The 25,815-nt window shown below is 45.8% G+C and carries 23 protein-coding genes; 19 read left to right on the top strand and 4 right to left on the bottom strand.

Annotation, left to right across the window (positions count from 1 at the left end):
* Positions 1 to 48: 48 nt before the first annotated feature.
* The 6 genes from BM265_RS08320 (at position 49) to BM265_RS08295 (ending at position 9,877) form a co-directional block, all read left to right on the top strand.
* Positions 49 to 1,335, top strand: coding sequence for a hypothetical protein (locus BM265_RS08320; RefSeq protein ID WP_242940807.1), 1,287 nt, complete (start codon positions 49 to 51; stop codon positions 1,333 to 1,335).
* Positions 1,336 to 1,417: 82 nt separating this feature from the next.
* Positions 1,418 to 2,674 (top strand): dockerin type I domain-containing protein, encoded by a 1,257-nt coding sequence (locus tag BM265_RS08315; RefSeq protein WP_074961113.1) that lies wholly within the window; start codon positions 1,418 to 1,420, stop codon positions 2,672 to 2,674.
* 115 nt (positions 2,675 to 2,789) lie between these two features.
* Entirely contained in the window at positions 2,790 to 3,515 is a 726-nt protein-coding gene (locus BM265_RS08310) for a DUF3592 domain-containing protein (RefSeq protein ID WP_143098696.1), read from the top strand.
* Positions 3,516 to 3,725: 210 nt separating this feature from the next.
* Positions 3,726 to 5,996 (top strand): polyphosphate kinase 1, encoded by a 2,271-nt coding sequence (ppk1, locus tag BM265_RS08305; protein WP_074961111.1) that lies wholly within the window; start codon positions 3,726 to 3,728, stop codon positions 5,994 to 5,996.
* Positions 5,997 to 6,387: 391 nt separating this feature from the next.
* Positions 6,388 to 8,127, top strand: a complete 1,740-nt coding sequence (locus tag BM265_RS08300) for an ABC transporter ATP-binding protein (RefSeq protein ID WP_074961110.1) — start codon at positions 6,388 to 6,390, stop codon at positions 8,125 to 8,127.
* Positions 8,120 to 9,877: an ABC transporter ATP-binding protein gene (locus BM265_RS08295; RefSeq protein WP_074961109.1), complete on the top strand. Its 1,758-nt coding sequence runs from the start codon at positions 8,120 to 8,122 to the stop codon at positions 9,875 to 9,877. Before BM265_RS08300 ends, BM265_RS08295 begins: the two co-directional genes overlap by 8 nt.
* Before the next feature lie 179 nt (positions 9,878 to 10,056).
* On the opposite strand, the gene BM265_RS08290 is transcribed toward BM265_RS08295, so the two are convergent.
* A complete protein-coding gene (locus tag BM265_RS08290) occupies positions 10,057 to 10,869 on the bottom strand; it encodes a hypothetical protein (protein ID WP_074961108.1) in 813 nt (270 codons plus the stop codon).
* A gap of 820 nt (positions 10,870 to 11,689) precedes the next feature.
* On the opposite strand from BM265_RS08290, the gene BM265_RS08285 reads away from it, so the two are divergent.
* From BM265_RS08285 to thrC, 9 genes are all read left to right on the top strand, one after another.
* The gene (locus tag BM265_RS08285; protein ID WP_074961107.1) at positions 11,690 to 13,555 is read left to right on the top strand and encodes a TIGR03960 family B12-binding radical SAM protein; all 1,866 of its coding nucleotides are present in this window, start codon (positions 11,690 to 11,692) and stop codon (positions 13,553 to 13,555) included.
* Positions 13,530 to 14,237, top strand: coding sequence for a TIGR03936 family radical SAM-associated protein (locus BM265_RS08280; RefSeq protein WP_074961106.1), 708 nt, complete (start codon positions 13,530 to 13,532; stop codon positions 14,235 to 14,237). The genes BM265_RS08285 and BM265_RS08280 overlap by 26 nt, the downstream gene beginning before the upstream one ends.
* A gap of 170 nt (positions 14,238 to 14,407) precedes the next feature.
* Positions 14,408 to 14,752: a 50S ribosomal protein L19 gene (gene rplS, locus BM265_RS08275; RefSeq protein WP_074831251.1), complete on the top strand. Its 345-nt coding sequence runs from the start codon at positions 14,408 to 14,410 to the stop codon at positions 14,750 to 14,752.
* 196 nt (positions 14,753 to 14,948) lie between these two features.
* Positions 14,949 to 15,950, top strand: a complete 1,002-nt coding sequence (gene lepB / locus BM265_RS08270) for a signal peptidase I (RefSeq protein ID WP_143098695.1) — start codon at positions 14,949 to 14,951, stop codon at positions 15,948 to 15,950.
* A 2-nt stretch (positions 15,951 to 15,952) separates the two neighbouring features.
* Positions 15,953 to 16,528 (top strand): signal peptidase I, encoded by a 576-nt coding sequence (lepB, locus tag BM265_RS08265; RefSeq protein ID WP_074961105.1) that lies wholly within the window; start codon positions 15,953 to 15,955, stop codon positions 16,526 to 16,528.
* Positions 16,529 to 16,565: 37 nt separating this feature from the next.
* A complete protein-coding gene (gene ylqF, locus BM265_RS08260; protein ID WP_074961104.1) occupies positions 16,566 to 17,462 on the top strand; it encodes a ribosome biogenesis GTPase YlqF in 897 nt (298 codons plus the stop codon).
* A 1-nt stretch (position 17,463) separates the two neighbouring features.
* Complete coding sequence (locus tag BM265_RS08255) at positions 17,464 to 18,078, top strand: ribonuclease HII (RefSeq protein WP_074961103.1); 615 nt, start codon at positions 17,464 to 17,466, stop codon at positions 18,076 to 18,078.
* Complete coding sequence (locus tag BM265_RS08250) at positions 18,053 to 18,421, top strand: YraN family protein (RefSeq protein WP_074961102.1); 369 nt, start codon at positions 18,053 to 18,055, stop codon at positions 18,419 to 18,421. The genes BM265_RS08255 and BM265_RS08250 overlap by 26 nt, the downstream gene beginning before the upstream one ends.
* 47 nt (positions 18,422 to 18,468) lie before the next feature.
* On the top strand, positions 18,469 to 19,962 hold the full coding sequence (gene thrC, locus BM265_RS08245; RefSeq protein WP_074961101.1) for a threonine synthase: 1,494 nt from the start codon (positions 18,469 to 18,471) through the stop codon (positions 19,960 to 19,962).
* A gap of 26 nt (positions 19,963 to 19,988) precedes the next feature.
* Here the strand turns inward: thrC and BM265_RS08240 are convergent, their stop codons facing one another.
* Entirely contained in the window at positions 19,989 to 20,162 is a 174-nt protein-coding gene (locus BM265_RS08240) for a DUF1540 domain-containing protein (RefSeq protein ID WP_074961100.1), read from the bottom strand.
* Between the two features lie 93 nt (positions 20,163 to 20,255).
* Between BM265_RS08240 and BM265_RS08235 the strand changes: the two genes are divergently transcribed.
* The 4 genes from BM265_RS08235 (at position 20,256) to clpX (ending at position 24,275) form a co-directional block, all read left to right on the top strand.
* Positions 20,256 to 20,966: a metallophosphoesterase gene (locus tag BM265_RS08235; RefSeq protein ID WP_074961099.1), complete on the top strand. Its 711-nt coding sequence runs from the start codon at positions 20,256 to 20,258 to the stop codon at positions 20,964 to 20,966.
* Between the two features lie 72 nt (positions 20,967 to 21,038).
* On the top strand, positions 21,039 to 22,319 hold the full coding sequence (gene tig / locus BM265_RS08230) for a trigger factor (RefSeq protein WP_074961098.1): 1,281 nt from the start codon (positions 21,039 to 21,041) through the stop codon (positions 22,317 to 22,319).
* A gap of 82 nt (positions 22,320 to 22,401) precedes the next feature.
* Positions 22,402 to 22,992: an ATP-dependent Clp endopeptidase proteolytic subunit ClpP gene (clpP, locus tag BM265_RS08225; protein WP_074961097.1), complete on the top strand. Its 591-nt coding sequence runs from the start codon at positions 22,402 to 22,404 to the stop codon at positions 22,990 to 22,992.
* A gap of 11 nt (positions 22,993 to 23,003) precedes the next feature.
* A complete protein-coding gene (clpX, locus tag BM265_RS08220) occupies positions 23,004 to 24,275 on the top strand; it encodes an ATP-dependent Clp protease ATP-binding subunit ClpX (protein WP_074831223.1) in 1,272 nt (423 codons plus the stop codon).
* A 54-nt stretch (positions 24,276 to 24,329) separates the two neighbouring features.
* On the opposite strand, the gene BM265_RS08215 is transcribed toward clpX, so the two are convergent.
* Both BM265_RS08215 and BM265_RS08210 read right to left on the bottom strand, forming a co-directional pair.
* Positions 24,330 to 24,890 (bottom strand): hypothetical protein, encoded by a 561-nt coding sequence (locus BM265_RS08215; RefSeq protein ID WP_081358402.1) that lies wholly within the window; start codon positions 24,888 to 24,890, stop codon positions 24,330 to 24,332.
* Positions 24,891 to 24,915: 25 nt separating this feature from the next.
* Complete coding sequence (locus BM265_RS08210; protein ID WP_242940806.1) at positions 24,916 to 25,716, bottom strand: alpha/beta fold hydrolase; 801 nt, start codon at positions 25,714 to 25,716, stop codon at positions 24,916 to 24,918.
* Positions 25,717 to 25,815: the final 99 nt, after the last annotated feature.

Raw genomic sequence — 25,815 nt, 5'->3', positions numbered from 1 at the left:
TTTAAGATCAGCGACAAAGAGAAACTTATCAAGGGTTTCAAAGCACATATGAAAAAGAAAGGCTTCGTGCCATGTGTTGATGACGAAGCCGTGAAAACTTACATTATTGCGTTTTCTGAAAAACAGGATTGGGCAACACTTGCAGATCAGGAAAGCAGTGATGATACGAGAGCACTTTTCAGTGAAGCAAAAGCTATTTCAAAAAGTATGAAACTTCCATGTATTACAGAGGAAGTAACAGACAGCGATATCGCTATACTTGAACTTTTTGACAAAACAGGAGAGCGTGCGGACAAGATCGTTGTTGGTGATGGTGAGATCTACGGCATGGGAAATAATGAAATAAAGCCCGAATGCTGGAAACCACTGCTGAATAACAAAGCAGATATCCAAAAACTCATTGAGTTGACCGGCGAAAGTGATCTCATGGCTGATGAAAGACTTAGCAAAATATCATCGCTTTTTGGCGTGGATATGCTTGCTGATAGTGATGAACTCGGCATAAGAAATGACGAAAGTATACTAAAACTCAGTTTTAAAAAGGCTGAAGAAAAAAAGCCGACGTTAAACACTTTGTTTACGCAGATCTATGGTGAGGCACTTGAACCATTAGGCTTCAAAAAGCCAAAAGTTCGTATGCCACTGTACGTTCGTGTTATCAACGATGAGATCCTACATATTGTCGGAATACATGATATGAAAACTCATCTGGTACCGTTTGGCGCGATCGCCACTGTTTACCGTGAAGATCTTTGTATTGACCGTACATTCCGACAAAATGAACTATGGTATAAAAGTTTAAAGGAATTTTATCTTAATTGGCATATATCTGATAAGCCCTTTGATAAAGGCTTTTTTAAATACTATGCTGATTATATGCCTTTATCAGATGCTGTTCAGGATTCATTGAATGAAACAAAGACATGGATACTTCCTGTTCTGGATAATGCTAAAAAGCTTAAAGATGTTGCAGATTATGATGATCGTGTATTTAGGAAATATCTTGCTATATGTTCATTACCACTAAATGAAAACCCTGGCGCATCATATAGTGACTCAGCGATTAGGTTTCTTTTAGACGATCTTATTAATGACCTTGAAAAGCGATACTCGGCTTTATTAAAACGAAGCGATGAAGCAAATAAACGTTTCAATCTTTCACAGGAAAAAATATCACAAAATCGTTTAGAATTAGAACAGTGGTATAATGAAGCTCGCAAAAGATTGCAGACATTTCTTGAAGATGAAGAAATACATAACCAGACAATGGAAGAACTCGCAAGGCGAAAAGAGCATAACCTTGAATTGCTCAGAAAATACAAGGTCATAAAATAGCATTGACATCTGGAAAAATATGTTATATAATATGTGCACGGTAATTCTGCCGTTTTTGAGATCATTGAAAAGGATGAAAAATATGAGAACGACCCGAACACGTTTATTCAGTTTTGCCGCGGCATTCGTTATGCTGTTGACTCTCGCCGCGTTCTTTCCGTGCTGTGCTGTTAAATCGGGTGCTGAAGCCCTTGAAAACCATTTTGATAAACAGGATGACCAAGAAGTTATTTATGATAAGTCAAAATGGATACAGCCCCGTGAGTGGAATAGTCCCAAAATAGATCCGAAGAATTATGAGGGGTATACGATGCTGTATTTCGACAAGATAGGTGTTTATGAAACAGCAGCAGGAAAGACCCAGAGAGTTTACTGCAGTATATCAAATGCCGAAGACCCTGTCAGCCAGATGAAGTTCCACGTTTTTTACGATACAAGGCTGAAAGTCAAGAATAACAGTCAAGGCTATCCCATGAATCCCGGAAAAGCCGTTGCTGATTTTTCAACAGGTTCTGCCATGATCAAAGAAGGTCAGCTGGTATTCTATGCCTATTCGCCAACTGATGTGAAGCTGGGTCGCGGCAGTGTTTTCACGATAGATTTTGAGATCCCCGAAGACTGCGAGGCGGGTGATTTATATCCCATCGGTATTTCATACGTTGATGACGGCATAGCCTACGACACTTTCATGAATTCAGCACAGGACGATCTGGGAAAACTTCACATGACCTACCTTTTTACCAGAGCTATAACTAACGGTTATCTCAGGATCTTGGGTGAACCCAGAATTAAAAAGGCTGATCTTACGCTGAAGACTCCAAGAGACGGCGTAAAATGCACAACAGACCCCAAAGAATGGTTTGGCAATATACCAAGCGGTGTCAATGTTACCGATCTCATGTGGATAGAAAGCGAGTCGATGGCACTGGGTACAGAGGGCGATGTGTTTGAAGAGGGCAAGACATATACACTGCAATTTAAACTTACCCCCGCCTACGGCAGGAACTTTTCCAAGAAATTTCAAGCTTCGGTAAACGGAATAAATCTGCCGTATAATGGCGATGATATAACCATGGGAGGAACTTTTTATTTTGACATCAAAGCAGAGGCCAGGATACGCGGCGATCTTAACAATGACGGCTTTGTCAATATCACCGACCTTACACGCCTTGCCGCTCACATCAAGGGCAGAAAACTTCTCCCGGACCCGACTCTTGCCGATTTTAACGGCGACGGCAAGGTGAATATCATCGACCTTACAAAGCTGGCAGCACATATCAAGGGAAAGAGACTGCTTATCGATCCGGAATATACCGATATCATTGATATACCTGATTGATCTGTGCTATATCGGAACATTAAATACTAAGGCTATTATTCTCCTCCCGACGCAGGCGGGGGGAGAATAACGTCAATACGATATTTACAGCACTTTGTAGTGGTGCGGTAAAGGGATGACCGTTATTAATAATTATTGTCAGGGCAACAACATATTTTTGATAGCAATTGAGGATAGTAAGACAAGGAGAACCAAAATGAGCAAAAAGAAATACAAGAAGAATAAAAAGAAAATCGAGAAGATCGAAAATAACAAAAAGAATAAAAAGTACCAGTATAACCAAACGCCGCCCAAAAAACCAAAACGAAAAGTTTCCAAAGCCACAGAAAAGCCGAAAAAGACCTCACCTGTCAAGGCGGTGATCATCGCTTCTGTCTGTTGCCTGCCATTTCTGATCTTCGGAGCAGCTATGATAAAAATGGGTATATCCGAGATCGCACACCAGATCGACTGCTCAGCCGAAGTTAAGGGCATAATAGTCACGGATGTATCAGTAAAAAAAGTAAGGGGAAGAACCAGTAAGGGGATCCGTTATACAAGACATGATTATTCAGCCAATTATACTTTTGAATACAATGGCGAAACTTTCACTGATACAATTAAAACCAGCCACAAAATCGAAAAGGGAGATGAGATCAAAGTCAGATGTGATCCAGATGACCCTAAAGATCATTATGTCAAGGATCTTGGTGATTCGGTAATGTATGTATTTCTTATCATTTTCGGGATGATCTGGGATGCAATATGGGTCTTCTTGATCCTTATGATATGGCGGCTGTATCAGAAACCTAAGCAAGAGGTCAAAAAACAAGAGATCAAAAAAGATGATGCTGTGCTCTGAGATCTTTGATTTGCAGTGAATTCTGTGATACGTGACCTTATCTTCAAAGATTCAAAACTAATTTATCAGTATCCGTCTTCACCATTGTGGCATTTCTTTCTGTATTCTCCTGTCTCAAAATAGAAATAACCTGTCCTTGAACTGTTGACAATTCTGTCACAATGTACTATAATATATAATAGCTTATTATATACGATAGGAGAAAATACCGTGAAAAACAGGGTATACGATAACCGTGAGCTTTCATGGCTCAAATTCAATCAGCGCGTGCTTGAAGAAGCCCGTGACGAGAGCAATCCTCTGCTTGAAAGACTGCTGTTCCAGTCTATCTATTCAAGCAATCTGGATGAGTTCTTTATGGTCAGGGTAGGTTCGCTGTATGATGCTTCTCTGGTGGACGATTCCCATAAAGACAACAAATCCAAGATGAAGCCCTCGGAGCAGCTCAGTGCCATATTTTCAAGGGTGAGGGAGCTTATCTCCACCGAGGACGAAAGCTTCAAGACCATACATAAAGCCCTAGAAACCAAGAATATCATGCATAAAAGCATGAAAAATCTGACTATCCAGGAGCTTGAATTTCTCGAAGCTTACTATGCTTACGAGATCAAGCCTTTTCTTAATGCGCTCATAATCGATAAGCGCCACCCATTCCCGTTTTTACCTAACAAGAGCATATACGTTGCGGCAAAGCTGACTTCCAAAAGCGGCATTACTCTGGGCATAATCGGGTGCAGTGAAAAATTTGAGCATGTGATATTCCTGCCACGTCAGGACGATTCCATAGCCTATGTGCTGGTGGAAGAACTTATATTCCACTTTACCGACAAGATATTCTCAGGCTATAAAGTCGAGGAAAAGACCCTCATGCGCATAACCCGAAATGCCGATATCGATGTTGACGAAAGCTTCGACCGCGAGCTGGATTTCAGGCAGAATATGTCCGTGCTGATAAACAAGAGAAAGCGCCTGTGTCCCGTGAGATTACAGCTTTCCAAGCAGATCTCAGAGCCTTTACAGAAAGAACTTTGCACAAGGCTGGAACTGTCCAAAAAACAGGTCTTCGTTGAAAAGACACCTCTCGACCTTTCTTATGTGTTCACGGTGTTCGATAAAGCGGCAGACAAGAAAGAACTTTTCTTTGAACCCCAGACATCACAGCTTTCACGCATGATAGACGAGAGCCGTCCCATGATAGATCAGATCGATGACGGCGATCTTTTCCTGTCATATCCTTACGAATCCATACAGCCTTTCATAAGACTGCTGAATGAAGCCGCAAAGGACGAAAGTGTTGTCTCTGTAAAGATGACACTATACCGTGTGGCAAAGAATTCCAAGGTGATAAAAGCACTGTGCGCCGCCGCCGAAAACGGTAAGGAAGTCTGCGTACTGGTGGAACTCCGCGCCAGATTCGACGAGGAAAACAATATCGGCTGGTCAAAACAGCTTGAAGAAGCGGGCTGTCGGGTAATGTACGGTCCCAAGGGGCTGAAAGTCCACTCGAAGCTCTGCCTGATCACCCGCAAGACCCCCGAGGGTGTTAAGTATACCACCCAGATAGGCACAGGCAACTATAACGAAAAGACAGCGGGTCTTTATACCGACCTCTGCCTTATGACCGCCAACAGGGATATCGCCAAGGATGCCGAGGAAGTTTTCCGTGCCCTGTCCATAGGCGAACTTGTGGAGAAAAGTGACCTTTTGCTGGTAGCACCACGTTGTCTGCAAAACCGTGTCCTCGAAATGATGGATAACGAGATAGCAATAGCCAGAGCAGGCGGAGACGGCTATGTTGGCGCTAAGCTGAATTCTCTCACTGATAAGGTGATTATGGATAAGATAATAGAGTGTTCTCAGGCAGGCGTTAAAGTCGAACTGGTGATACGCGGCATATCCTGTCTTGTTGCAGGTGTTGAGGGTGTTACCGAAAACGTCCGCATACGTTCTATCGTGGGTCGTTATCTCGAACACTCACGTATCTATATATTTGGCAGTGGTGTTAGGAAGAACGTGTATATCTCTTCCGCGGACTACATGACCCGCAATACCACCCGCCGTGTCGAGGTCGCCGCACCTGTTCTCGATGCCGAGATCAAAAAGCGCATACTCGATATCTTTGAAACTCAGATGAATGATAACGTAAAGGCAAGGGATATGCTTCCCGACGGTACCTACGTCCGCAAACCCGCATCGGGCGCGGCAGTTGATGCCCAAAGCAGGTTCTTCGCAGAAGCCTATGCGAATGTACCCAAACCCAAGCCGAAACCGGAACCAAAACCCGAACCACAACCCGAACAAATGACAGCCGCACCCACCGTGACTGCTGTGACCGCACCCGAGCCCAACCCCGAGGATACCCCCGCTGTACAGCCCGATATCCCCGAAAAGCCCGAGCCTGCACCCGAAAAAAAAAAAGTCTCTGGTCAAGGTTCATCGGATTGTTCCGTCGTAAAAGTAAAGGTTAAGAAAATTAAATAGCTCCCGTTCACGCCGTGTATTGCTGCTAACGCTGTTCTATCCCACGGACTGCGTATCTCATTGAGGAAGACCCTTTTGAAAAAGGGTCCTCCTCAAACTCATCCCCGAAAACTTTTAACTCTTTTTGGCAGGGGGCAGATATCTTTATAAAATTCACTTAGTACGGTCACTAACTGCACTTTATAGAAATAGCTGCCCCCTGCCCAAAAGAAATAGAAGTCTTTGGAAAGGGGTCTGGGGAATAACCTTTCTTCAGAAAGGTTTTCCCCAGTAAGATACGCACTCGGTAGGATAAAGCAGTGTTTACGGCAATATAGGGCGTGGACGGGAGACAGTTAATTATCGGACGGATGGTGTTGGGCTGTCCGTTTGTCTATGTATGGAGAAAAATATGTTCAGACTTTTTCGTTACCTTAAAAACTACAAAAAGGAAAGTGTCATAGGGCCGCTGTTCAAGCTTATCGAAGCCTGTTTCGAGCTTGCAGTGCCTGTTGTCATGAAACGCATAATCGACATCGGTATAGCAAACGAGGATATGCCCTATATACTGCGCATGGGCGGTATAATGGTGCTTCTTGGATTTCTGGGGCTTGCCTGTTCGCTGACGGCGCAGTTTTTCGCGGCTAAAGCATCGGTTGGTTTCGGCACTGCGCTCCGCACCGATTTGCTGCGCCATATCGACCGCTTTTCTTATTCCGAGATTGATAAAATAGGCAGCAGTACCCTCGTCACCCGAATGACAGCGGATATAAATACAGCCCAGTCAGGTGTGAATATACTGCTGAGACTGCTTCTGCGATCGCCGTTTATCGTGGTCGGCGCGGTTATAATGTCACTCACCATTTCGGTGAAGATAACGCTGATATTCCTTGTGGCAGCAACCTGCCTTGCCTTTGTTATCTATAAGATAATGAGCATCACCATACCAAGATACAAGCATATCCAGAAGACCCTCGACCGTACCAATCTGCTTACAGGTGAATCACTTTCGGGCGCAAGGGTTATACGTGCGTTTTCAAGACAGCAGGACGAAGAGAAAGACTTCGACAAGCTGACCGATGAACTCACCGACCTGCAGATAATGGCGGGCAAGATAAATGCCCTCATGAATCCCATGACCTATGTTATCGTCAACCTCGCCATAGCAGTTATACTCAAAGCGAGCGCACATCAGGTCAATATTGGCAGCATAACTCAGGGCGATGTATTAGCCCTGATAAACTACATGAACCAGATCTTGCTTGCACTCCTTGCCATGGCGATACTCGTTACCAATATCACGAAAATGCAGGCTTCCGCCATGCGTATCAACGATGTTTTCGATATTGCACCCACCGTCACCGATGACGGCAATACCGAAGTCACAGCAGATACATCAGCCCCCGCAGTTGAGTTCCGCGGAGTAAGCTTCTCCTACCACGACAGCGAAGAATATGCCCTTGAAGACATTAGCTTCACCGCAGGCAGGGGAGAGACCATAGGCATCATTGGCGGTACAGGTTCGGGAAAAACTTCCGTTATAAACCTTATCCCCCGATTTTACGATGCTTCAAAAGGCGAGATACTCGTTGACGGTATCGACATTAAAAAATACCCCTTCCGCCAGCTTCGCGGTAAAATAGGCATCGTTCCCCAAAGGGCTGTGCTTTTCAAAGGCACTATCCGCGATAATATGAAATGGCGCAACAGTTCAGCCGACGATACCGAGATAATCAACGCGCTGAAACTCGCCCAGGCTTATGATTTCGTCATGGAAAAGCCCGATAAGCTGGACGAAATGATACATCAGGCAGGCAAGAACCTTTCAGGCGGACAAAGACAGCGTCTCACCATAGCAAGGGCTTTCGTGGGTCATCCCGAAATAGTTATCCTCGATGATTCAGCCTCTGCCCTTGACCTTGCCACCGATGCAAGGCTGAGAAAAGCCATCGCCGAACAGACAGGGGATATGACCGTGTTCATTGTTTCCCAGAGGATATCCTCAATCAGGAATGTTGATAAGATCATAGTCCTTGATGACGGCAAGATCGCGGGGATAGGCACTCACAAAGAGCTTTATAAGTCCTGTGACATCTACCGCGAGATATGTCTGTCACAGCTTTCCGAAAAGGAGGTGAAGGAGATTGGCTGATACTAAAAAAGTACAAAAACCTGTACTCAAACCTCTGCTTTCATACGCAAGACCATATATCTGGCTGTTTGTGATATCGATGCTGCTGGCAGTAATAACGGTCGCCACCACCCTCTATGCCCCTATCCTTATCGGTCAGGGCTTTGACCTCATCATAGGTCCGAAAAACGTCGATTTCAAGGCACTTACGCCCATAATCATAAAACTCTGCATAACCGTTTCCCTGACAGCTGTTTCACAGTGGCTGATGTCCCTGTGTACCAACAAGATAACTTTCAATGTTGTCAGAGATATCCGCCGCAAGGCATTCGCAAAACTGGGCAGACTTCCACTTTCCTACATCGATGCCCACCCCCACGGTGATATCATAAGCCGTATCATCACAGATATCGACCAGATATCCGATGGTCTGCTGATGGGTTTTGCACAGCTGTTCACGGGTATCTGTACAATATTTGGTACAATTATTTTTATGCTGACGATAAATGTAAAGATATCACTGGTGGTTATCCTGCTGACACCCCTTTCGCTTTTTGTTGCAAGATTCATCGCCAAGAACACCTTTGACTTCTTCCACAAACAGTCCGTAGCTCGCGGAGAAATGACCGCCCTGGTTGAAGAAATAACAGGCGACCTCAAAACCGTTCAGGCTTTCGGCTACGAGAATGAGGGTGAATCCAGATTTGAAGTATATAACAAGAAATTGCAGGAAGTCAGCGTAAAAGCTATATTCTTCTCATCTCTTACAAACCCCTGTACAAGGTTCGTCAACGGACTTGTCTATACTTCCGTAGGCATACTGGGTGCGCTGGCAGTTTTCAGCGGCAACGGCTTTACTGTGGGAAATCTTTCCAGCTTTCTTTCCTATGCAAACCAGTATACCAAGCCTTTCAACGAGATATCGGGAGTTATAACCGAACTCCAGAGCGCTCTCGCTTCCGCGGGCAGAGTGTTTGAACTTATCGACGAGACCGAGGAGATACCCGATGCCGCTGATGCCGAAGTTCTCACCGCAGTTGACGGCAGTGTTGATGCTGAACACGTATTTTTCAGCTATGACCCCGAAGTCAAGCTTATCGAGGACTTCAACCTCCACGTCAAGGCAGGCGAGCGCACAGCGATAGTCGGCCCCACAGGCTGCGGAAAGACCACCATGATAAATCTGCTCATGCGCTTTTACGATGCCGACAGCGGCAGCATAAAAATAAGCGGCAAGCCAATAAAGGGCTGCACCCGCGATTCCATGCGCTCAATGTACGGCATGGTGCTTCAGGAAACGTGGCTGAAGACCGCCACTATCCGCGATAATATCCGCTACGGTAAGCCCGATGCTTCAGATGAAGAGGTCATAGCCGCCGCTAAATCGGCACACTGCCACGGCTTTATCAAACGTCTGCCTAACGGCTACGATACTGTTATTTCCGATGCTTTCAGCACACTGTCACAGGGTCAGAAACAGCTCCTCTGCATAGCAAGAGTTATGCTTTCCCTGCCGCCCATGCTTATCCTGGACGAAGCTACATCTTCCATAGATACCCGAACCGAGATAATCATACAGCGTGCTTTCGCAAAGATGATGAAAGGCAGAACGAGCTTCATAATAGCCCACCGACTTTCCACCATCAAGGAAGCCGAAAACATCATAGTCATGCGCTCGGGTCATATCATCGAGCAGGGTACTCACGAAAGTCTTATGGCGAAAGGCGGCTTTTACAGCGAACTCTACAATTCTCAGTTCGCAGCCGAATAACGAAATCTGACTATCAGTTTACCACACCACTTAAAATGCTGTTTTGACAGGGATATATTATGTAACTGCCATACTCTAATTATATTCCTTCGTTAGCTGTTAAGTCAGTTGTATCAGCGGGATAGCCATATAACAAAAAACGGCACGCCCGAAACATCAGGTGTGCCGTAACTTTTTTATTATTCAAGTGAATCGATATTGTATATGTAAGGCAGATAGCTGTCCAGCCAGATGAATACATTGCCGAGCTGTTTGTCAACGGAGAATTCAATAACTTCGCCGTCATCGTACATCTTCTGCGCAAGAGCCGCAGCTTCTTCAATAGCAGCGTCCTTCTTGTCATCAGGGATAGAGCCTGTAGTATCTCTGTACTTGCCGTCTATCTCCATGAAGTCATCGGTAACTTCTCTCAGTCTGTCGAAATCAGCGTCATCAAGCTCGTCATACAGGCGAACTCTTACAGGCTCGGTCTCGATAGCACCTATCTTGGCGGTCACATTGTAAGTAGCAGCCTTTTTGCTTGTTGGTTTGAAGTAGCAGCTGAAAATATTGTCGCCGGCTTCCTTATCAGGTTTCTTGCTTCCGTCGTCCACCATGTCAGCCACCTTCTCACCCTTTTCATCGAAAAGAGCAATACTTATGCCCGAAGCAGCCTCATTGGGTGAGATCTCTACCTCAAAGCAGAAACCGTTTTTGTCATCCAGTGCTGCAAATCTCTGGCTGCATTTCAGTATGTGTATGCTTTCTTCCTGCTCAGCATGAGGATCAGCGGTCGTTTCTTCATCAGTAACAGAAGTTTCCTCATCTGTTGTTTCATCGTCAGTAGTTTCGTCATCAGTTACAACATCATCGATGTTGTTTCCTTTCTCACCTGAAACAGTCTCCTTGGGAGAAACAGGTGTAGCGGCGGTTGTCTTTTCGGATTCGCTGCATCCGCAGATACAGGCGCTCATTGTCAGTGCAAGAGCAGCAGCAAGAATTCTCTTATTCATTGATAATATCTCCTTTTGTTCTGTTTAGCAGTTATTCTGCCAAGGATTTCCGTATTCACAACGGTAATTATTATATCAGCCTGTGTCGGATATGTCAATGAATCGACGAATATTTTGACATTTTGCATAATGGTGATACAAATCATCGCGGGTGAATTTTTAAATCTGACATCCATTGGCTGAACCATGATACTATATTAAAGTATGGTTGTATTATTTTTGTGATTTAATGTGACAGCAATTTGAAATACTGATAAAACCGGAATGAAAAAACGCATCGGTCGTGTAAACTGCCAAGGAGAGGAGCCTTTGGTCAAGCTTTTTGCGAAAAGCTTGCGGGGAGCCACAGTCAGCAAAGATGACTGTTAGAGGCAGAGCCTCTCGGTCAAGGTGCAAAAGCGACGCGGCAATAACACAATCAAGAGCGTGGACAAAATGACTGTCCACGCTCTTTCTATGTGCGGAAAATATTGCCGCGCCCGCTGTTAAACAGCGACAGCGTCTTTGACAGCTCGACCCGAGGAACGAGGGGCGAAAACCGGCATACTAGCGCACACAGCGAATATCCGACTATACCAACAAAGTCTGCCAATCAAATACTAATCCGCCCCGAAAAACTTAATCAGCTTCGGGACAGAGCTTTTATACGGCTGAACGTCATATCCGGCAGATGTTTATTTACATCTCGCAGTTGATTTTGAATGCCCGTTGTGATATAATAATAATTAAATATCAGGCTTTCAATTGATCGAAAACCTTGAACTGCCATTTCTGCGGAAAAACTTCGCAGATAAATAATAACTGCTACGGAAGGTCATCTATGGAAGAGATAAAAAATAAACTTGATAAAATACTGCTTAAAGCCACCAAGCCCGCACGCTATATCGGCGGTGAGATAGGCAGTGTCATAAAGGACAGGGATAAAGTCGATGTGCGATTCGCTTTCTGTTTTCCCGATACCTACGATGTGGGTATGTCCCACCTGGGTATGAAAATTCTCTACGGTCTGAAAAATCAGGTGCCAAACTGGTGGTGTGAGCGCGTATTCATGCCCGAAAAGGACTTTGAGACCCTCATGCGAGAAAATGATATCCCGCTCTACGGCCTTGAAAGCCTTGACCCCATAAAGGATTTCGATTTCATCGGCTTTACTTTGCAGTACGAATTATCGTACAATAACGTTCTGCAAATGCTTGATCTGGCAGGACTTCCCGTACTTGCCAAAGACCGTACCTCTCTGACTCCTCTTGTTGTCGGCGGTGGGCCCTGCGTATGCAACCCAGAGCCTATGGCGGATTTCTTCGACCTTTTCATACTCGGTGAGGGCGAGGAAGTCAATCTTGAACTTCTCAGGCTCTACGAAAAAATGAAGCCCTCAAATCCCACAAAAGAGGAATTTTTACGTGAAGCTGTTAAGATAGAGGGCATCTATGTGCCAAGCTTCTATGATGTTGACTATAACGAGGACGGCACCGTGAAGAGCATCACGCCAAATGTTCCCGAAGCACCGCCGCGCATAAAAAAGCGTATTATCGCCGATTTTGATAAGGTATACTATCCCGACAGCTTTGTTGTGCCTTTCAGCGAGATAGTCCATGACCGCTCTGTTGTGGAAGTGCTGCGCGGCTGTATCCGCGGCTGCCGCTTTTGTCAGGCGGGATTTATTTACAGACCTTTCCGTGAGAAGAATATAGATACTATTAAAAATGAAACGAAGTCCCTGTGTGAGCAGACAGGCTATGAAGAAGTATCTCTCTCGTCCCTCTCTACCAGCGACCATACCAAGATAAACGAGCTTCTGCTAAGCCTTTCGGAGTATACGGACGGTGAGAATGTAAACCTCGCTCTGCCTTCGCTGAGACTTGACAGCTTCAACGAGGAACTCTTGGAAAGAATTCAAGCTGTCCGAAAAAGTGGACTGACATTCGCCCCCGAAGCAGGAACTCAGCGTTTGCGCGATGTAATAAACAAAAACATCACCGAGGATGAGATTATCAACACCTGCAAAATGGCGTTTGAGTGGGGCTATACTCAGGTGAAGCTTTACTTCATGATGGGTCAGCCCACGGAAACAGATGATGATATCCGCGGCATAGCAGAGCTTTCAGATAAGATACTCCAGCTTTACTTTGAAACACCAAAGGAAAAGCGCGGACGCTCCGTGCAGATAGCGGTATCCACCGCGACTTTCGTGCCAAAGCCATTTACGCCCTTCGAGTTTGAACCTCAGGCGACGGAAGAGCAGATAAAGCACAAGCAGGAGATACTAAAATCCGCTGTCACCAGCAAGAAAATAAAGCTCAGCCTGCATTATTCCAATACTTCAGTGCTTGAAGCTGTCCTCGCAAGGGGCGACAGGCGGGTTTGCAAGGCGGTATACGCAGCTTGGAAAAAAGGCTGTTATATGGATAGCTGGGACGAGCATTTCCAGTACGATAAATGGCTGGAAGCATTTGCCGAAACAGGCATAGATACGGCATTCTATGCCAACAGGACAAGAAGCTACGATGAGGTGGCACCGTGGTCACATCTGGATTATCTGGTGTCTCACGAATTTCTTGTCAGAGAAAACAAAAAAGCCCATCTTGCCCAGACTACCAGAAACTGTAAGGAAGGCTGCTCGGGCTGCGGCATAAAGCCCGAATGTGGAGGTGTATACTGTGGCGGAAAAAAGACTTCAACCTAAAAATGTAGACCTGCGCCCCGACCGCTACGATAAGCGCGTGGTCTATGAAAAATGCGGCAGGGCTAAGTATATCTCCCATCTTGACCTCATGCGTGCCATGCAAAGGGCGATAAAGCGTGCAAAACTCCCGATATGGTATACCCAGGGCTTCAACCCGCATATATATATAATGTTCCCCCTGACCCTCTCGCTGGGCTTTGAAAGCAAGGTGGAAGTCATGGATTTTGCTTTGCTTCAGGACTTATCCGATGAAGAAGTGCTGAAAGCTCTCGATGCCCAGATGCCCGAGGGCATGAGGATAGTAAGCTGTTCTGCCCCTGTTCACAGCCACACCGAGATAACTCATGCCGAGTACGATATACGTATCTCAGCAGATAGAACTCCCGACGAAATGGCAGAAATGTTCAGGGATTTCATGAGCAGGGAAGTCATAGAGATACAGAAGCGTACAAAAAAAGGTACATATAAACCTGTGGACATACGTCCGTCTCTGGAACTTATATCCATGGATAACGATGAAAATCATCTTAATCTCAAGATGAAGCTTCCCGCAGGCGGTGGTTTCAACCTTAATGCCAACGTTGCCGCAGAGACTTTTCTCGATATGTACGGCATGACCGCCGATGAGATTTGTATAGAACGCACAAAGATACTTCTGGAAAACGGTGAAGTTTTTTGCTGACAAACACTTGAAATCTCACTTGTGATGTGTTATAATATTCAAGCATGAATACCGTCGGTATCCCCGACGAGAGTTAATGCCAGCCAAAAGGCACGACATTAAAGAGACGGTCCACTGGCTGCCAAAGCGGCAGTGTATGAACGTCCGGAAAATTAAAGGAGGAATTTAAAGTGGACGCTTTAAAACAGATCGCACAGTCAAGCATGAAGGAAAACGCACCCGTAGTTAACGTAGGTGATACCGTTAAGGTACACGTTCTGATCACCGAGGGTGACAAGTCCAGAATCCAGGTATTCGAGGGCACAGTTATCGCTAAGAAGCACGGCGGTATCAGCGAGACCTTCACTGTAAGAAGAGTAGCACACGGCTGCGGTATCGAGAGAGTATTCCCCGTACATTCGCCTGCTGTATCTAAGGTAGAGGTAGTTAGAAGCGGTAAGGTTCGCAGAGCTAAGCTGTACTATCTCCGCGACAGAGTTGGTAAGGCAGCTAAGGTCAAGGAAGCAATCAGATAATTCTTCTGATAAAAGAGTCGGCGAAAGTCGGCTCTTTTTATTTATATAAGTAAACAATATAAGTATAAAAATAATTTTTTTTGAAAAAACCCTTGTAATTTCGGAACATATTTGCTATAATATATTGTATATGAGTAGTCGCAAAAATATAGTATCACGGCGATTACAGCATCTATCACGAAAAGAGGTATTATCTATGAGTGAACCAAACGAAAAGACAACAAATGAGAATATCACAGGGACAGGTGAAGATCTCGAAAAACTTCTGAATGAAAATGCCCCCGATGCTGCATTCGGTGCTGAAGAAAAAAGCGAAGATGCATGGTTCTTTGGCGTTAGCGGCGAAGAGCTTACCGAAGAGGGCAAAGAACTCGAAGATATGCTGAATGAGATGTATCCTGATGGTATGGGTGCAGATGTTCTTGATGTTGAAGCCCTTGTTGATGAGGCTGAAGCTGCAGAAGTAAGCGCAGAAGACATCAAAAAAGCGGCAGGTATCTCCGATGACAGCGAAGAAGTTATCGAAAAAGCAGAAGAAGCAGCCGAGGACGTCAAAGAGGATATCGAGAAAACCGCAGAGGTTGCCGAGGTAAGCGAAGAGGATATCGAAAAGGCAAAGGAAGCCGAGCCTGAGGATATCAAGGAAAAAGAGCCTTTCAATATAGGCAGAGAGATACTGGAGTGGTTTGAATCTCTGGTGTTCGCACTGCTTGTGGTACAGCTGGTGCTTACATTCGTGCTGAGGATAGTTATGGTCGACGGCGAATCCATGACTAATACTCTGCAAGACGGCGACAGACTGATAATGACCCATATTGCATACGAGCCCGCAAGAGATGATATCGTGGTACTCGACAGCGATGCCGCAAATAAGGTGCTTATCAAGCGTGTTATCGGTATAGCAGGCGATAAGGTCGTAGTTGACTACAATGAGAATCATGTGTACGTAAATGACGAGCAGATCTCAAACGAACATATCAGAGATGTCATGGAAGACAGCTTCTGTTATGATCCTTCATACTGTGTGTCCAATGGCGTTTATGAGTACGAAGTGCCCGAGAATACAGTTTTCGTAATGGGCGATAACAGAAATGATTCCAAGGACAGCCGAAGCATCGGTTTCGTTGACAAGAGCGAGATAATGGGCAAGGCGATATTCAGAGTATACCCATTCAATAGCCTGGGCCGTGTTGACTGATAATGGCTGAAAAGCACGGGGATACTCCTCGTTTCACTGATAACGTCCTGGAATGGGCGCTGGTCATCGTGAATTCCATTGCGGCAGTACTTATCGCTACCACACTGTTCTTCAGCCGTGTCAGCGTAGATGGTGAGTCTATGGAGAACACACTGTTTGACGGCGATAAACTGGTGATATCCTGGTTTCTGTATCAGCCGGAAAACGGCGATATAGTCATCTGCGACAGCAAAGCGCTGGGCAAGCTGATAGTCAAGCGTGTGATAGCGGTGGGCGGACAGGAAGTCACGGTGGATTACAAGTCGGGTACAGTCAGTGTTGACGGTGAAGTGCTTGATGAACCCTATCTCAAATATCACGCCCTGGATGATATGGGCGTTTATGATATGACTTATTATGACCCCGAAAGGGAAGTATTTGAATACGATGTGCCTGAGGGAGAAGTATTCCTCATGGGCGATAACCGCGATCATTCTTCGGACAGCCGAGTATTCGGTGCGGTTTCGGAGAATGATATAATCGGCAAAGCAGTTTACAGATTCCATTCAGATGAAGCTAAAACAGGCTTTGTAAGCTGAGACCGATACTTACAAATAACGAAAGGAGGCGGCTGATATGAGCGAAGCTGCCAAGGTGCAGTGGTTTCCCGGACATATGGCGAAGACCCGCCGCATAATGGCTTCAAACCTGAAGCTTGTTGACGCAGTGGTGGAGATAACCGATGCAAGGATACCATTTTCAAGCCGCAATCCCGAGATAAAAAAGATATGCGGCAGCAAGCCCAGGCTTGTTCTGCTGAATAAGGCAGATTCTGCCGACCCTAATGTAACTTCAATGTGGATAGAGTACTACAAACAGCAGGGCGTAGCCGCCCTCGCTACCGACTGCCGCAGCGGCAGGAACGTCAATAAATTCTATCCAATGCTCAAAGAACTGCTCTCCGAGCAGATAGAAAAATGGGATACCCGCGGAATGACGGGCAGACCCATCAGAATGATGATAGTGGGAATACCAAATGTTGGCAAGTCCTCATTCATAAACAGGCTGGCAGGCGCAAAGCTGGCAAAGGTGGAAGACAGACCGGGTGTCACCCGCGGCAAACAGTGGGTAGCACTTGATGAGGGCTTTGAACTACTGGATATGCCTGGTGTTCTCTGGCCTAAGTTTGATGATAAGCTGGTGGGTGAAAGACTTGCATTCACAGGTGCGGTCAAGGACGTAATCCTCGATGTTGAGTACTTAGCGTGCAGACTTCTGGAGTATCTATCTGAGGACTATCCCGAGCTTCTTACTGAAAGATACGGCATATCCCTTGAAGACCTGCCCGAACCTATGGATGAAATGCAGGGCTGTGTAAAGGGATATGAGCTACTTGAAAGAGTTGGCAAAAAGCGAGGCTTCCTTGTTTCGGGCGGCGATATCAATACCGAGAGGGCAGCAAACACCGTACTCGACGAATTCAGAGGCGGCAAGCTTGGCAGACTTTCACTTGAAAAGCCGAGAGGTCGATGATATGACACTTAAAGAGTTTGACGATAGCTACCGCGAAAAGTACAATACTGTCTGCGGATGTGACGAAGCAGGCAGAGGACCTCTTGCAGGGGATGTTTTCGCGGCGGCAGTGATATTTGATAAGGATACAGTCATCGAGGGCATAAACGACAGCAAAAAGCTCACCGCAAAAAAGCGTGAAGAGCTTTTTGAGGAGATAGTCGATAAGGCGCTGGATTTTTCGATACAGTGCGCAACGGTGGCTGAGATAGAGGATATTAATATCCTCAACTGCGCGATGCTTGCTATGAAGCGTTCCGTTGAAGCTATGAAGACCAAGCCCGATATCTGCCTGATAGACGGCAATAAGACCCCGGACCTGGAATGTGACACCATAGCAGTTGTCAAAGGCGATGCACAGTCACAGGCGATAGCGGCGGCTTCGATACTTGCTAAAGTCGCAAGGGACAGATATATGCTGGAAATGGCTGAAAAGTACCCTGAATGGCAGTTTGAAAAGCATAAGGGCTACGGGACGAAGCTCCACTATCAGATGATAGATAAGTACGGCGAAAGCCCGATACACAGACCGAGCTTTTTGAAAAAGTATTATGCAAAAAAAACAGAACAGCCGTGATATCGGCGAGGACTATGTCTGCGGATATCTAAGAGAGAACGGCTATGAGATTCTCGAACGCAACTTCACTGTAAGGGGCGGCGAGATAGATATAATAGCTTCACAAGGCAATAAGATAGCTTTTGTCGAGGTCAAGACCCGAAAAGTCGGGGCGCTGACCACAGGCGAATCAGCAATCACATATACGAAAAAGCAAAGGCTTATCAAGACCGCAAGGGTCTATCTTTCAAAGAAGAATATCAAAGCCTTCTGCCGATTCGATGTTGCAGTCGTGCATCACGACGGCGGAAAAGTAGTGTTTTTCAAGTACTATAGATCCGCATTTGATGCAAGCAGTAAGTAAAGTGAAAAATACCCGTATGGGGAATAAAATAGAAGGGTTGTTGTTTTATGTTTTACAGAAGTACAAGAAACAGCGATGTTAATGTTACATCGGCACAGGCGATAGCACAGGGCATTTCCGAGGACGGCGGTCTGTTCGTTCCCTCTGAGATACCTTCCATTTCCATGGATGATATCAAGAAGCTGGGAGATATGACCTATGCAGAGAGAGCATTCTTCGTTTTCTCCAAGTTCCTCACCGATTACACAGAGGCTGAGATACGCTACTGTGTTGAAGGCGCTTACAATACAAAGAACTTCGATACCGAGAATATCGCAGAGCTTGCTCACCTGTTCGACGGCACTTATATGCTGGAACTGTGGCACGGTCCTACCTGCGCATTCAAGGATATGGCTCTCCAGATACTGCCTTATCTTCTGACAACAGCAACCAAGAAGATAAACCTCGATAAGAAGGTAGTTATCCTTGTTGCTACATCCGGCGATACAGGTAAGGCTGCTCTCGAAGGCTTCAAGGATGTTCCCGGTACTGAGATACTGGTATTCTATCCTGATAACGGTGTATCTGCTATGCAGAAGAAGCAGATGACCACTCAGGAGGGTCAGAACGTTGGCGTATGCGCTATCAAGGGCAACTTCGATGACGCACAGAACGGCGTTAAGGCTATCTTCACAAACAAGGAAATCGGCGAAAAGCTGGCTGAGAACGGCATGATGTTCTCCTCTGCAAACTCCATCAACTGGGGCAGACTTGCACCTCAGATCATCTACTACGTTTCTTCTTACGCACAGCTGCTGAAGGACGGCGAGATCAACGAGGGCGACAAGATCAACATCGTTGTTCCCACAGGTAACTTCGGCAATATCCTTGCAGGCTACTATGCAAAGAAGATGGGTATCCCCGTAAACAAGCTGATCTGCGCTTCAAACTCCAACAACGTACTGACAGATTTCATCAAGACAGGTGTATATGACAGAAACAGACAGTTCTATGCAACTATCTCACCTTCTATGGATATCCTGATCTCTTCCAACCTCGAAAGACTTCTCTATCACCTCAGCGGTGAAGATGATGCTCAGATCAGAGAGTGGTTCGGCAAGCTGGCAAGCGAGGGCAGATATGAGGTAACAGATGCAGTCAAGGCTGTTCTTGCAGACGAGTTCTATGCAGGCTGCTGCGACGATGCTAAGACCAAGGCTACCATCAAGGAGTATTACGATAAGTATTCCTACACCTGCGATACTCATACCGCAGTTGCAGTTTCCGTATATGAGGAGTATGTAAAGGCAACAGGCGATAAGACCAAGACAGTCATCGCTTCCACCGCTAGCCCCTATAAGTTCTCAGGTTCCGTACTCAGCGCTCTGGGCAAGGATACAGGCAGCGACGAGTTCACTCTCGTTGAAGAACTTGGCGAAGCATCCGGTATGCCCGTACCCGCTTCTCTGGCATCTCTCAAGAACAAGGAGATCCGCTTCTCTGAAGTCATCGCAAAGGACGAGATGAAGGACTTCGTATTCAAGGCACTGAATGTAAAATAATATGTACCGCCCTAGGGCGGCGCAGTTTAGTGGCAGCCATCGCAGGGCTTGAAAGTCTTGCAGATGGTCTCGTCACAGCAGTTCGGGTCGGAGCAGGTGCTGCACACCTGTATGCTGCCTGCGGTGCATTCACAGCCCTTGTGGTTGTGGATACAGTTTTCAACATCGCAGCAGATACCTCTGATCTTATCCTTCTCCATTTTGTATCACTCCTTTTCGTCTTGTGAGAATAGTGTCCGCAGAACGATGGCTGATATTACAGGAAATCTATACCAAACAGACAGGAGCAAGATATGAAGCTTTATACAATAGCTGACCTGCACCTTTCATTCGGGGTCGATAAGCCGATGAATATTTTCGGAGGCTGGGACGACCATGTGCAGAGGCTTGAAAAGAACTGGCAGGATAAGATAAAGCCCGATGATATAGTAGTTCTTCCCGGGGACCTTTCCTGGGGGATGAACTTTGAACAGACCGAAAAGGACCTTGAGTTCCTTGACAGGCTGAACGGCACCAAGATAATATCCAAAGGAAACCACGATTACTGGTGGAACACCGTCTCGAAAATGCAGCGGTTCTTCGATGAAAAAGGCTTCAAAAGCCTGAATATACTTCATCTGAACCACTATCAGTTCGGCAGTATCGGCATATGCGGCACCCGCGGCTGGGTCAATGATAATTCAGAACCCGCCAGCGCAAAGGTAATAGCCCGCGAAGCCATAAGGCTTGATATGTCGGTGAAATCCGCAGTTTCAGCAGGACTTACACCTGTGGTCTTCCTGCACTATCCGCCTGTATTCGGTGAAAGCAGAAATTTCGAGATACTTGACGTACTGTACAAATACGGCGTGAAAAAGGTCTTTTACGGACATCTTCACGGCAAAGCCCACGGCTATGCAGTCAACGGTATGTATGACGGTATAGAGTATCGGCTGATATCAAGTGATTTTTTGCATTTTGACCCATTAGACATTACTGAAATTGTGCAAAGTGACAATTATTGAAAAAGTACTGGAAATACAGGTAAAAGTGTGCTATAATATTAAAGATATATTTTATTTTGGAGGAATTAGAAAATGAGTTTAAAAGCTACAAATAATGTTGGCACTAACAGCTATGAGCTGGAGATCGAGATACCCGCAAAGGACTTTGAAGAGGCACTGCAGCAGGCATACCTCAGAGCAAAGAAGAACATTGCTCTGCCCGGCTTCCGTAAGGGTAAGGCTCCCAGAAAGCTGATCGAGAAGACCTACGGTGAAGAGGTATTCTTCGAGGATGCTATCAATCTGCTGTACGCTCCCGTTGTTAACGGCGCTATCGATGAGTCAGGTCTTGACCTCGTTTGTCAGCCTTCTATCGAAGTTACCGAGATCAACAAGGAGAACGGCGTTAAGCTGACTGCTAAGTGCACAACCAGACCTGAAGTTGAAGTTAAGGACTACAAGGGTATAGAGGTTGAAAAAGTTGTCAATGCTGTAACTGATGAGGATATCCAGAAGAAGGTTGACGAGCTGAGAGAGAAGAACGCAAGGATCGTTACTGTTGACGACAGAGCAGCAGAGAACGGCGATACCGTTAAGATCGATTTTGAGGGCTTCAAGGACGGCGTTGCATTTGACGGCGGCAAGGCTGAGGACTTCGATCTTGAGCTGGGCAGCGGTCAGTTCATCCCCGGTTTTGAGGATCAGATCGTAGGTCACAGCACCGGTGAAGAGTTCGAGATCAACGTTACTTTCCCTGAGGAGTATCAGGTAAAGGATCTTGCAGGCGCTGCAGCTGTATTCAAGATCAACCTCAAGGGCATTTCCAAGAAGGAGCTGCCTGAGCTGGACGATGATATGGTAAAGGATTCCACAGATTTCGATACCGTTGACGAGTACAAGGCTGACGTTAAGACCAAGCTGGAAGAAGCTGCTGAGAAGGCTGCTGACGCTAAGGTCGAGGGCGACCTGTTCGATAAGGTGATCGAGAACATGACAGCTGAGATACCCGATGTTATGTATGATAACAGAGTAAACGAGATGGTAGCTGAGCTGGAGCAGAGAATGGCTCCTCAGGGCATCTCCCTGGATATGTATCTGCAGTTCACAGGTCAGACCATCGATACCATCAAGAGAGGCTATGCTGAGCAGGCTGAGAAGCAGGTCAAGCTGAGACTTGCTCTTGAGAAGATCGCTGAGGTAGAGAAGGTAGAAGTTACCGATGAAGATCTGGAGAACGAGTTCAAGAACCTGGCTGAAACTTACAAGATGGAAGTTGAGCAGGTCAAGAGCTACATACGTGCAGAAGATCTGAAGAAGGATCTGGCTGTCGGCAAGGCAGTTGAGATCGTTAAGGATTCTGCTGTTATCAAGTAAGAAAAAAATACGTCGCCTGCACTAGTCGGGGCTTTCCCGACCTTTGCGGGCGAATACTTATATTTGTTTAGGAGGCATTACAATGGCACTTGTACCTTATGTAGTAGAACAGACCAGCAGGGGAGAGAGAAGTTTCGATATATTCTCCCGTTTGCTGAACGACAGGATAATCATGCTCTGCGAGGCCATAGACGATCATGTTGCCAGCCTCGTGATCTCACAGCTGCTTTATCTTGAAAGCCAGGATCCCGAGAAAGATATCGATCTTTATATCAACAGCCCCGGAGGTTCCGTGACCGCAGGTATGGCTATCTATGATACCATACAGTATATCAGATGCGATGTAAACACCATCTGCATCGGTATGGCAGCATCCATGGGCGCATTCCTGCTTTCAAGCGGTACAAAGGGCAAGAGATTCTCGCTGCCTAACAGTGAGATCATGATACACCAGCCTCTTATCGGCGGCAACGGTATTTCCGGACAGTGTACCGATGTAAAGATACACTCCGATCACCTTGTTGCAACAAGAGAAAAGCTCAACAGGATACTTGCCGATAATACAGGCAAGAGCATTGAACAGATAGCAGTGGATACCGAGCGCGATAATTACCTTTCCGCTCAGGCAGCACTGGAGTACGGACTGATCGACAAAGTTATCACTAAAAGGTAGGTTAGATCTTAATGGCTAATGATACACTGAAAAAATGTCTTTTCTGCGGTAAGCCCGAAAACAAAGTCAGAAATATGTTCTCGGCGGGTAATAACCATATCTGCGATGAATGTGTGCTTTTCTGCTATGATATCCTTGAAGAGCAGGGCGGCGTAGCTCCCAGGGCTAAAGTTACCGAGAAGAAAAAGAACAAGGCAGCTGATAACGGCGGTATCACTCTTAAAAAGCCTGCCGAGATAAAGGCTGTCCTCGATGAATATGTTATCGGTCAGGACGACGCTAAGATCGCGCTGTCCGTGGCTGTGTACAATCACTACAAGCGTATACTGACCCTTGAAGACGATACAGATGATGTTGAGATACAGAAGAGCAACGTTCTGCTTCTTGGTCCTACAGGTACAGGTAAGACTCTGCTTGCCCAGACCCTTGCAAGACTTCTGAACGTTCCTTTCGCTATCGCCGATGCTACCACACTTACCGAAGCAGGTTACGTGGGCGACGACGTTGAGAACGTGCTCACTCGTCTTATACAGGCGGCCAACTACAATGTTGAGGAAGCTTCCCATGGTATCATCTATATCGATGAGATCGATAAGATCGCCAGAAAGTCCGAGAATACCTCTATAACAAGAGATGTCAGCGGTGAAGGCGTTCAGCAGGCTCTGCTGAAGATAGTTGAGGGTACAGTGTCAAACGTTCCTCCTCAGGGCGGAAGAAAGCATCCTCATCAGGAGTTTATCCAGATCGATACCAAGAATATCCTGTTCATCTGCGGCGGCGCATTTGACGGTCTTGAAGCTGTTATCAAGAAGCGTACTGACTCTTCGTCTATGGGCTTCGGCGGCAAGGTCAAGGATAAGAGCTCCGATTATAATATACTCAAAAAGGTGGTTCCTCACGACCTCGTAAAATTCGGCATCGTGCCTGAGCTTGTTGGACGTCTGCCTGTTATCACGGTGCTTGACGAACTTGATGAGCCCGCACTTTGCAGGATACTCACCGAACCTAAAAACTCGCTCATCAAGCAGTACACCAAGCTCTTTGAGTTCGATAATATCGACTTCGAGGTAACTCCCGAAGCTCTCACAGAGATCGCAAAGGTGACTATCGAGCAGAAAACAGGTGCAAGAGGTCTGCGAGCAGTTGTTGAGAGCATACTCACAAAGCTCATGTTCGACGCTCCCTCAGATTCCAGCATCACAGGTATCAAAATTACCGCTGAGTGCGTAAGAGACGGCGCTGAACCTGAGATAATCAGACGACAGGAAAAAGATGTTGTTTGATAGTTTGAGTAAATAAATGATCCCGAAAGCAGCGGCTGCTTTCGGGATATTTAATTAATAAAAATTCTTGTTTCCCTGAATCTCATCAAGCTTATCAAAGAAATTTACCATGGCAACGATCTGCGAAGAAATAACGGAATTGTCAGCCGCCATCTCAAAGCTGATACCGTTCCTGAATCCGCACTCGCTGTTCATGAAATGTCCGCTGACAGTGCATTTGCCAATTTCATCAAAGGCGAAAATAAGCTCGCTTCTGAACGGCTGCTCGCCGTAATTTCTCAGCACAGCGGTTGTGTTCTTGCCGAAATTGATATCCCATGCAGTGTCAAGATCGTAGCTGAAATAGTACAGATTACCGATAGACAGGTCAATATCAAAACAGCAGTCCATACCTCTGCTTTTGTATACGGCTTTGAATCTGCCCGATAAACCGTGGCTTTTGATCGAATGTTCGGTAAGCCCCTCATCGAACCTGTCAAAAATAAGCTTGAATCTTTCGTCTCTGTCACCAATATCTATCAGAGTGAAGGGAAGTTCAATAATATCTGTGCTGAACGCGGTGATCGCCTCCTTAGTTTTGATGCGAAAACGCCGCAGTACATGACCGCGGCGCATGATTCATGTGATTCAAAGATGATCCTTAATCATCTTCATTGTTCCTGTTGCAGATAGCCCTGATAACGCGGAGATAATCGTCGGTCTTTCTTACCGAGTATGTAAGATGCCCCTCGCCCCTCAGCGTCTTGAAGTTTGCAGAGGGATAAGCCTCTATCAGGTGTTTGAAACATGATTTGAAGTTCTTCTCATCCGAAGCATAAACAAAGAAGATATTTTCCTGCATTTCATCAGGCAGGTAAGGGAAGTTGAAAGTGTATCTTGCCTCAGTCTCGTTCTTGATACTGCCGTCAGTAATAACAGGCGCAGTCTTGACCATAGATTCGATAACAGGGCGCATGGTCTCGGTGTCATCCTTTGTGAACTGGTCAACGGACTTCCAGTTGACTACTTCATCAACGCTTTGATTCTTCATCTTGTTCATCATCGACTTGTGCTTGAAGTTCATAATAGCCTTGTAAAGCTTTGGCTGTTTCAGGAAAGTACCGCCGTCAAAGAAAGCAGACTCGATAGTGATATGCTGTTTCAGACACTGTGCAATAAGCACCATGCCTATCTCAGCACCCATAGCCTGTCCGTATATAAGGCACAGATGTCCGATGCCGTTTTCTTTGAGGAAGCCAACTATCTCCTTAGCCTCCTGCTGGCTGGTGGTGAAGTCACTGCTGCCTTCATAGTGGCCGTTGTATTCGGGAACGATGATGTAATATTCGTTTGTCAGCTCTTCATAAAGATATGACAAGGAATCTGCAGAACAGAAAGAACTTGTGAGCATGACTATAATAGGATTACTTCTGTTGCCATAGGTGTTAAATCGCATATTCATTCTCCTCCATCAATAGTATAATCTTTTAGCTTATTTATATGGTATAAAAATGAAGAAATAATCAAACTATATGTTGTATATATTATACCATAAAAACAC

Source organism: Hominimerdicola alba (genome assembly GCF_900112155.1).
Classification (GTDB): Bacteria; Bacillota; Clostridia; order Oscillospirales; family Ruminococcaceae; genus Hominimerdicola; species Hominimerdicola alba_D.
The sequence above is the reverse complement of the archived record's forward strand: the minus strand, read 5'-3'. Positions and strand labels throughout refer to the sequence as shown.

Excerpts from the sequence above, each read along its gene's own strand:
- BM265_RS08320 (WP_242940807.1), top strand. The coding sequence starts at position 49 with ATGAAAAAGAAAGGCTTCGTGCCATGTGTTGATGACGAAGCCGTGAAA.
- BM265_RS08315 (WP_074961113.1), top strand. The coding sequence starts at position 1,418 with ATGAGAACGACCCGAACACGTTTATTCAGTTTTGCCGCGGCATTCGTT.
- BM265_RS08310 (WP_143098696.1), top strand. The coding sequence starts at position 2,790 with ATGACCGTTATTAATAATTATTGTCAGGGCAACAACATATTTTTGATA.
- BM265_RS08300 (WP_074961110.1), top strand. The coding sequence starts at position 6,388 with ATGTTCAGACTTTTTCGTTACCTTAAAAACTACAAAAAGGAAAGTGTC.
- BM265_RS08290 (WP_074961108.1), bottom strand. The coding sequence starts at position 10,869 with ATGAATAAGAGAATTCTTGCTGCTGCTCTTGCACTGACAATGAGCGCC.
- BM265_RS08285 (WP_074961107.1), top strand. The coding sequence starts at position 11,690 with ATGGAAGAGATAAAAAATAAACTTGATAAAATACTGCTTAAAGCCACC.
- lepB (WP_143098695.1), top strand. The coding sequence starts at position 14,949 with ATGAGTGAACCAAACGAAAAGACAACAAATGAGAATATCACAGGGACA.
- lepB (WP_074961105.1), top strand. The coding sequence starts at position 15,953 with ATGGCTGAAAAGCACGGGGATACTCCTCGTTTCACTGATAACGTCCTG.
- ylqF (WP_074961104.1), top strand. The coding sequence starts at position 16,566 with ATGAGCGAAGCTGCCAAGGTGCAGTGGTTTCCCGGACATATGGCGAAG.
- BM265_RS08255 (WP_074961103.1), top strand. The coding sequence starts at position 17,464 with ATGACACTTAAAGAGTTTGACGATAGCTACCGCGAAAAGTACAATACT.
- BM265_RS08250 (WP_074961102.1), top strand. The coding sequence starts at position 18,053 with ATGCAAAAAAAACAGAACAGCCGTGATATCGGCGAGGACTATGTCTGC.
- thrC (WP_074961101.1), top strand. The coding sequence starts at position 18,469 with ATGTTTTACAGAAGTACAAGAAACAGCGATGTTAATGTTACATCGGCA.
- BM265_RS08240 (WP_074961100.1), bottom strand. The coding sequence starts at position 20,162 with ATGGAGAAGGATAAGATCAGAGGTATCTGCTGCGATGTTGAAAACTGT.
- BM265_RS08235 (WP_074961099.1), top strand. The coding sequence starts at position 20,256 with ATGAAGCTTTATACAATAGCTGACCTGCACCTTTCATTCGGGGTCGAT.
- tig (WP_074961098.1), top strand. The coding sequence starts at position 21,039 with ATGAGTTTAAAAGCTACAAATAATGTTGGCACTAACAGCTATGAGCTG.
- clpP (WP_074961097.1), top strand. The coding sequence starts at position 22,402 with ATGGCACTTGTACCTTATGTAGTAGAACAGACCAGCAGGGGAGAGAGA.
- clpX (WP_074831223.1), top strand. The coding sequence starts at position 23,004 with ATGGCTAATGATACACTGAAAAAATGTCTTTTCTGCGGTAAGCCCGAA.
- BM265_RS08215 (WP_081358402.1), bottom strand. The coding sequence starts at position 24,890 with ATGCGCCGCGGTCATGTACTGCGGCGTTTTCGCATCAAAACTAAGGAG.
- BM265_RS08210 (WP_242940806.1), bottom strand. The coding sequence starts at position 25,716 with ATGAATATGCGATTTAACACCTATGGCAACAGAAGTAATCCTATTATA.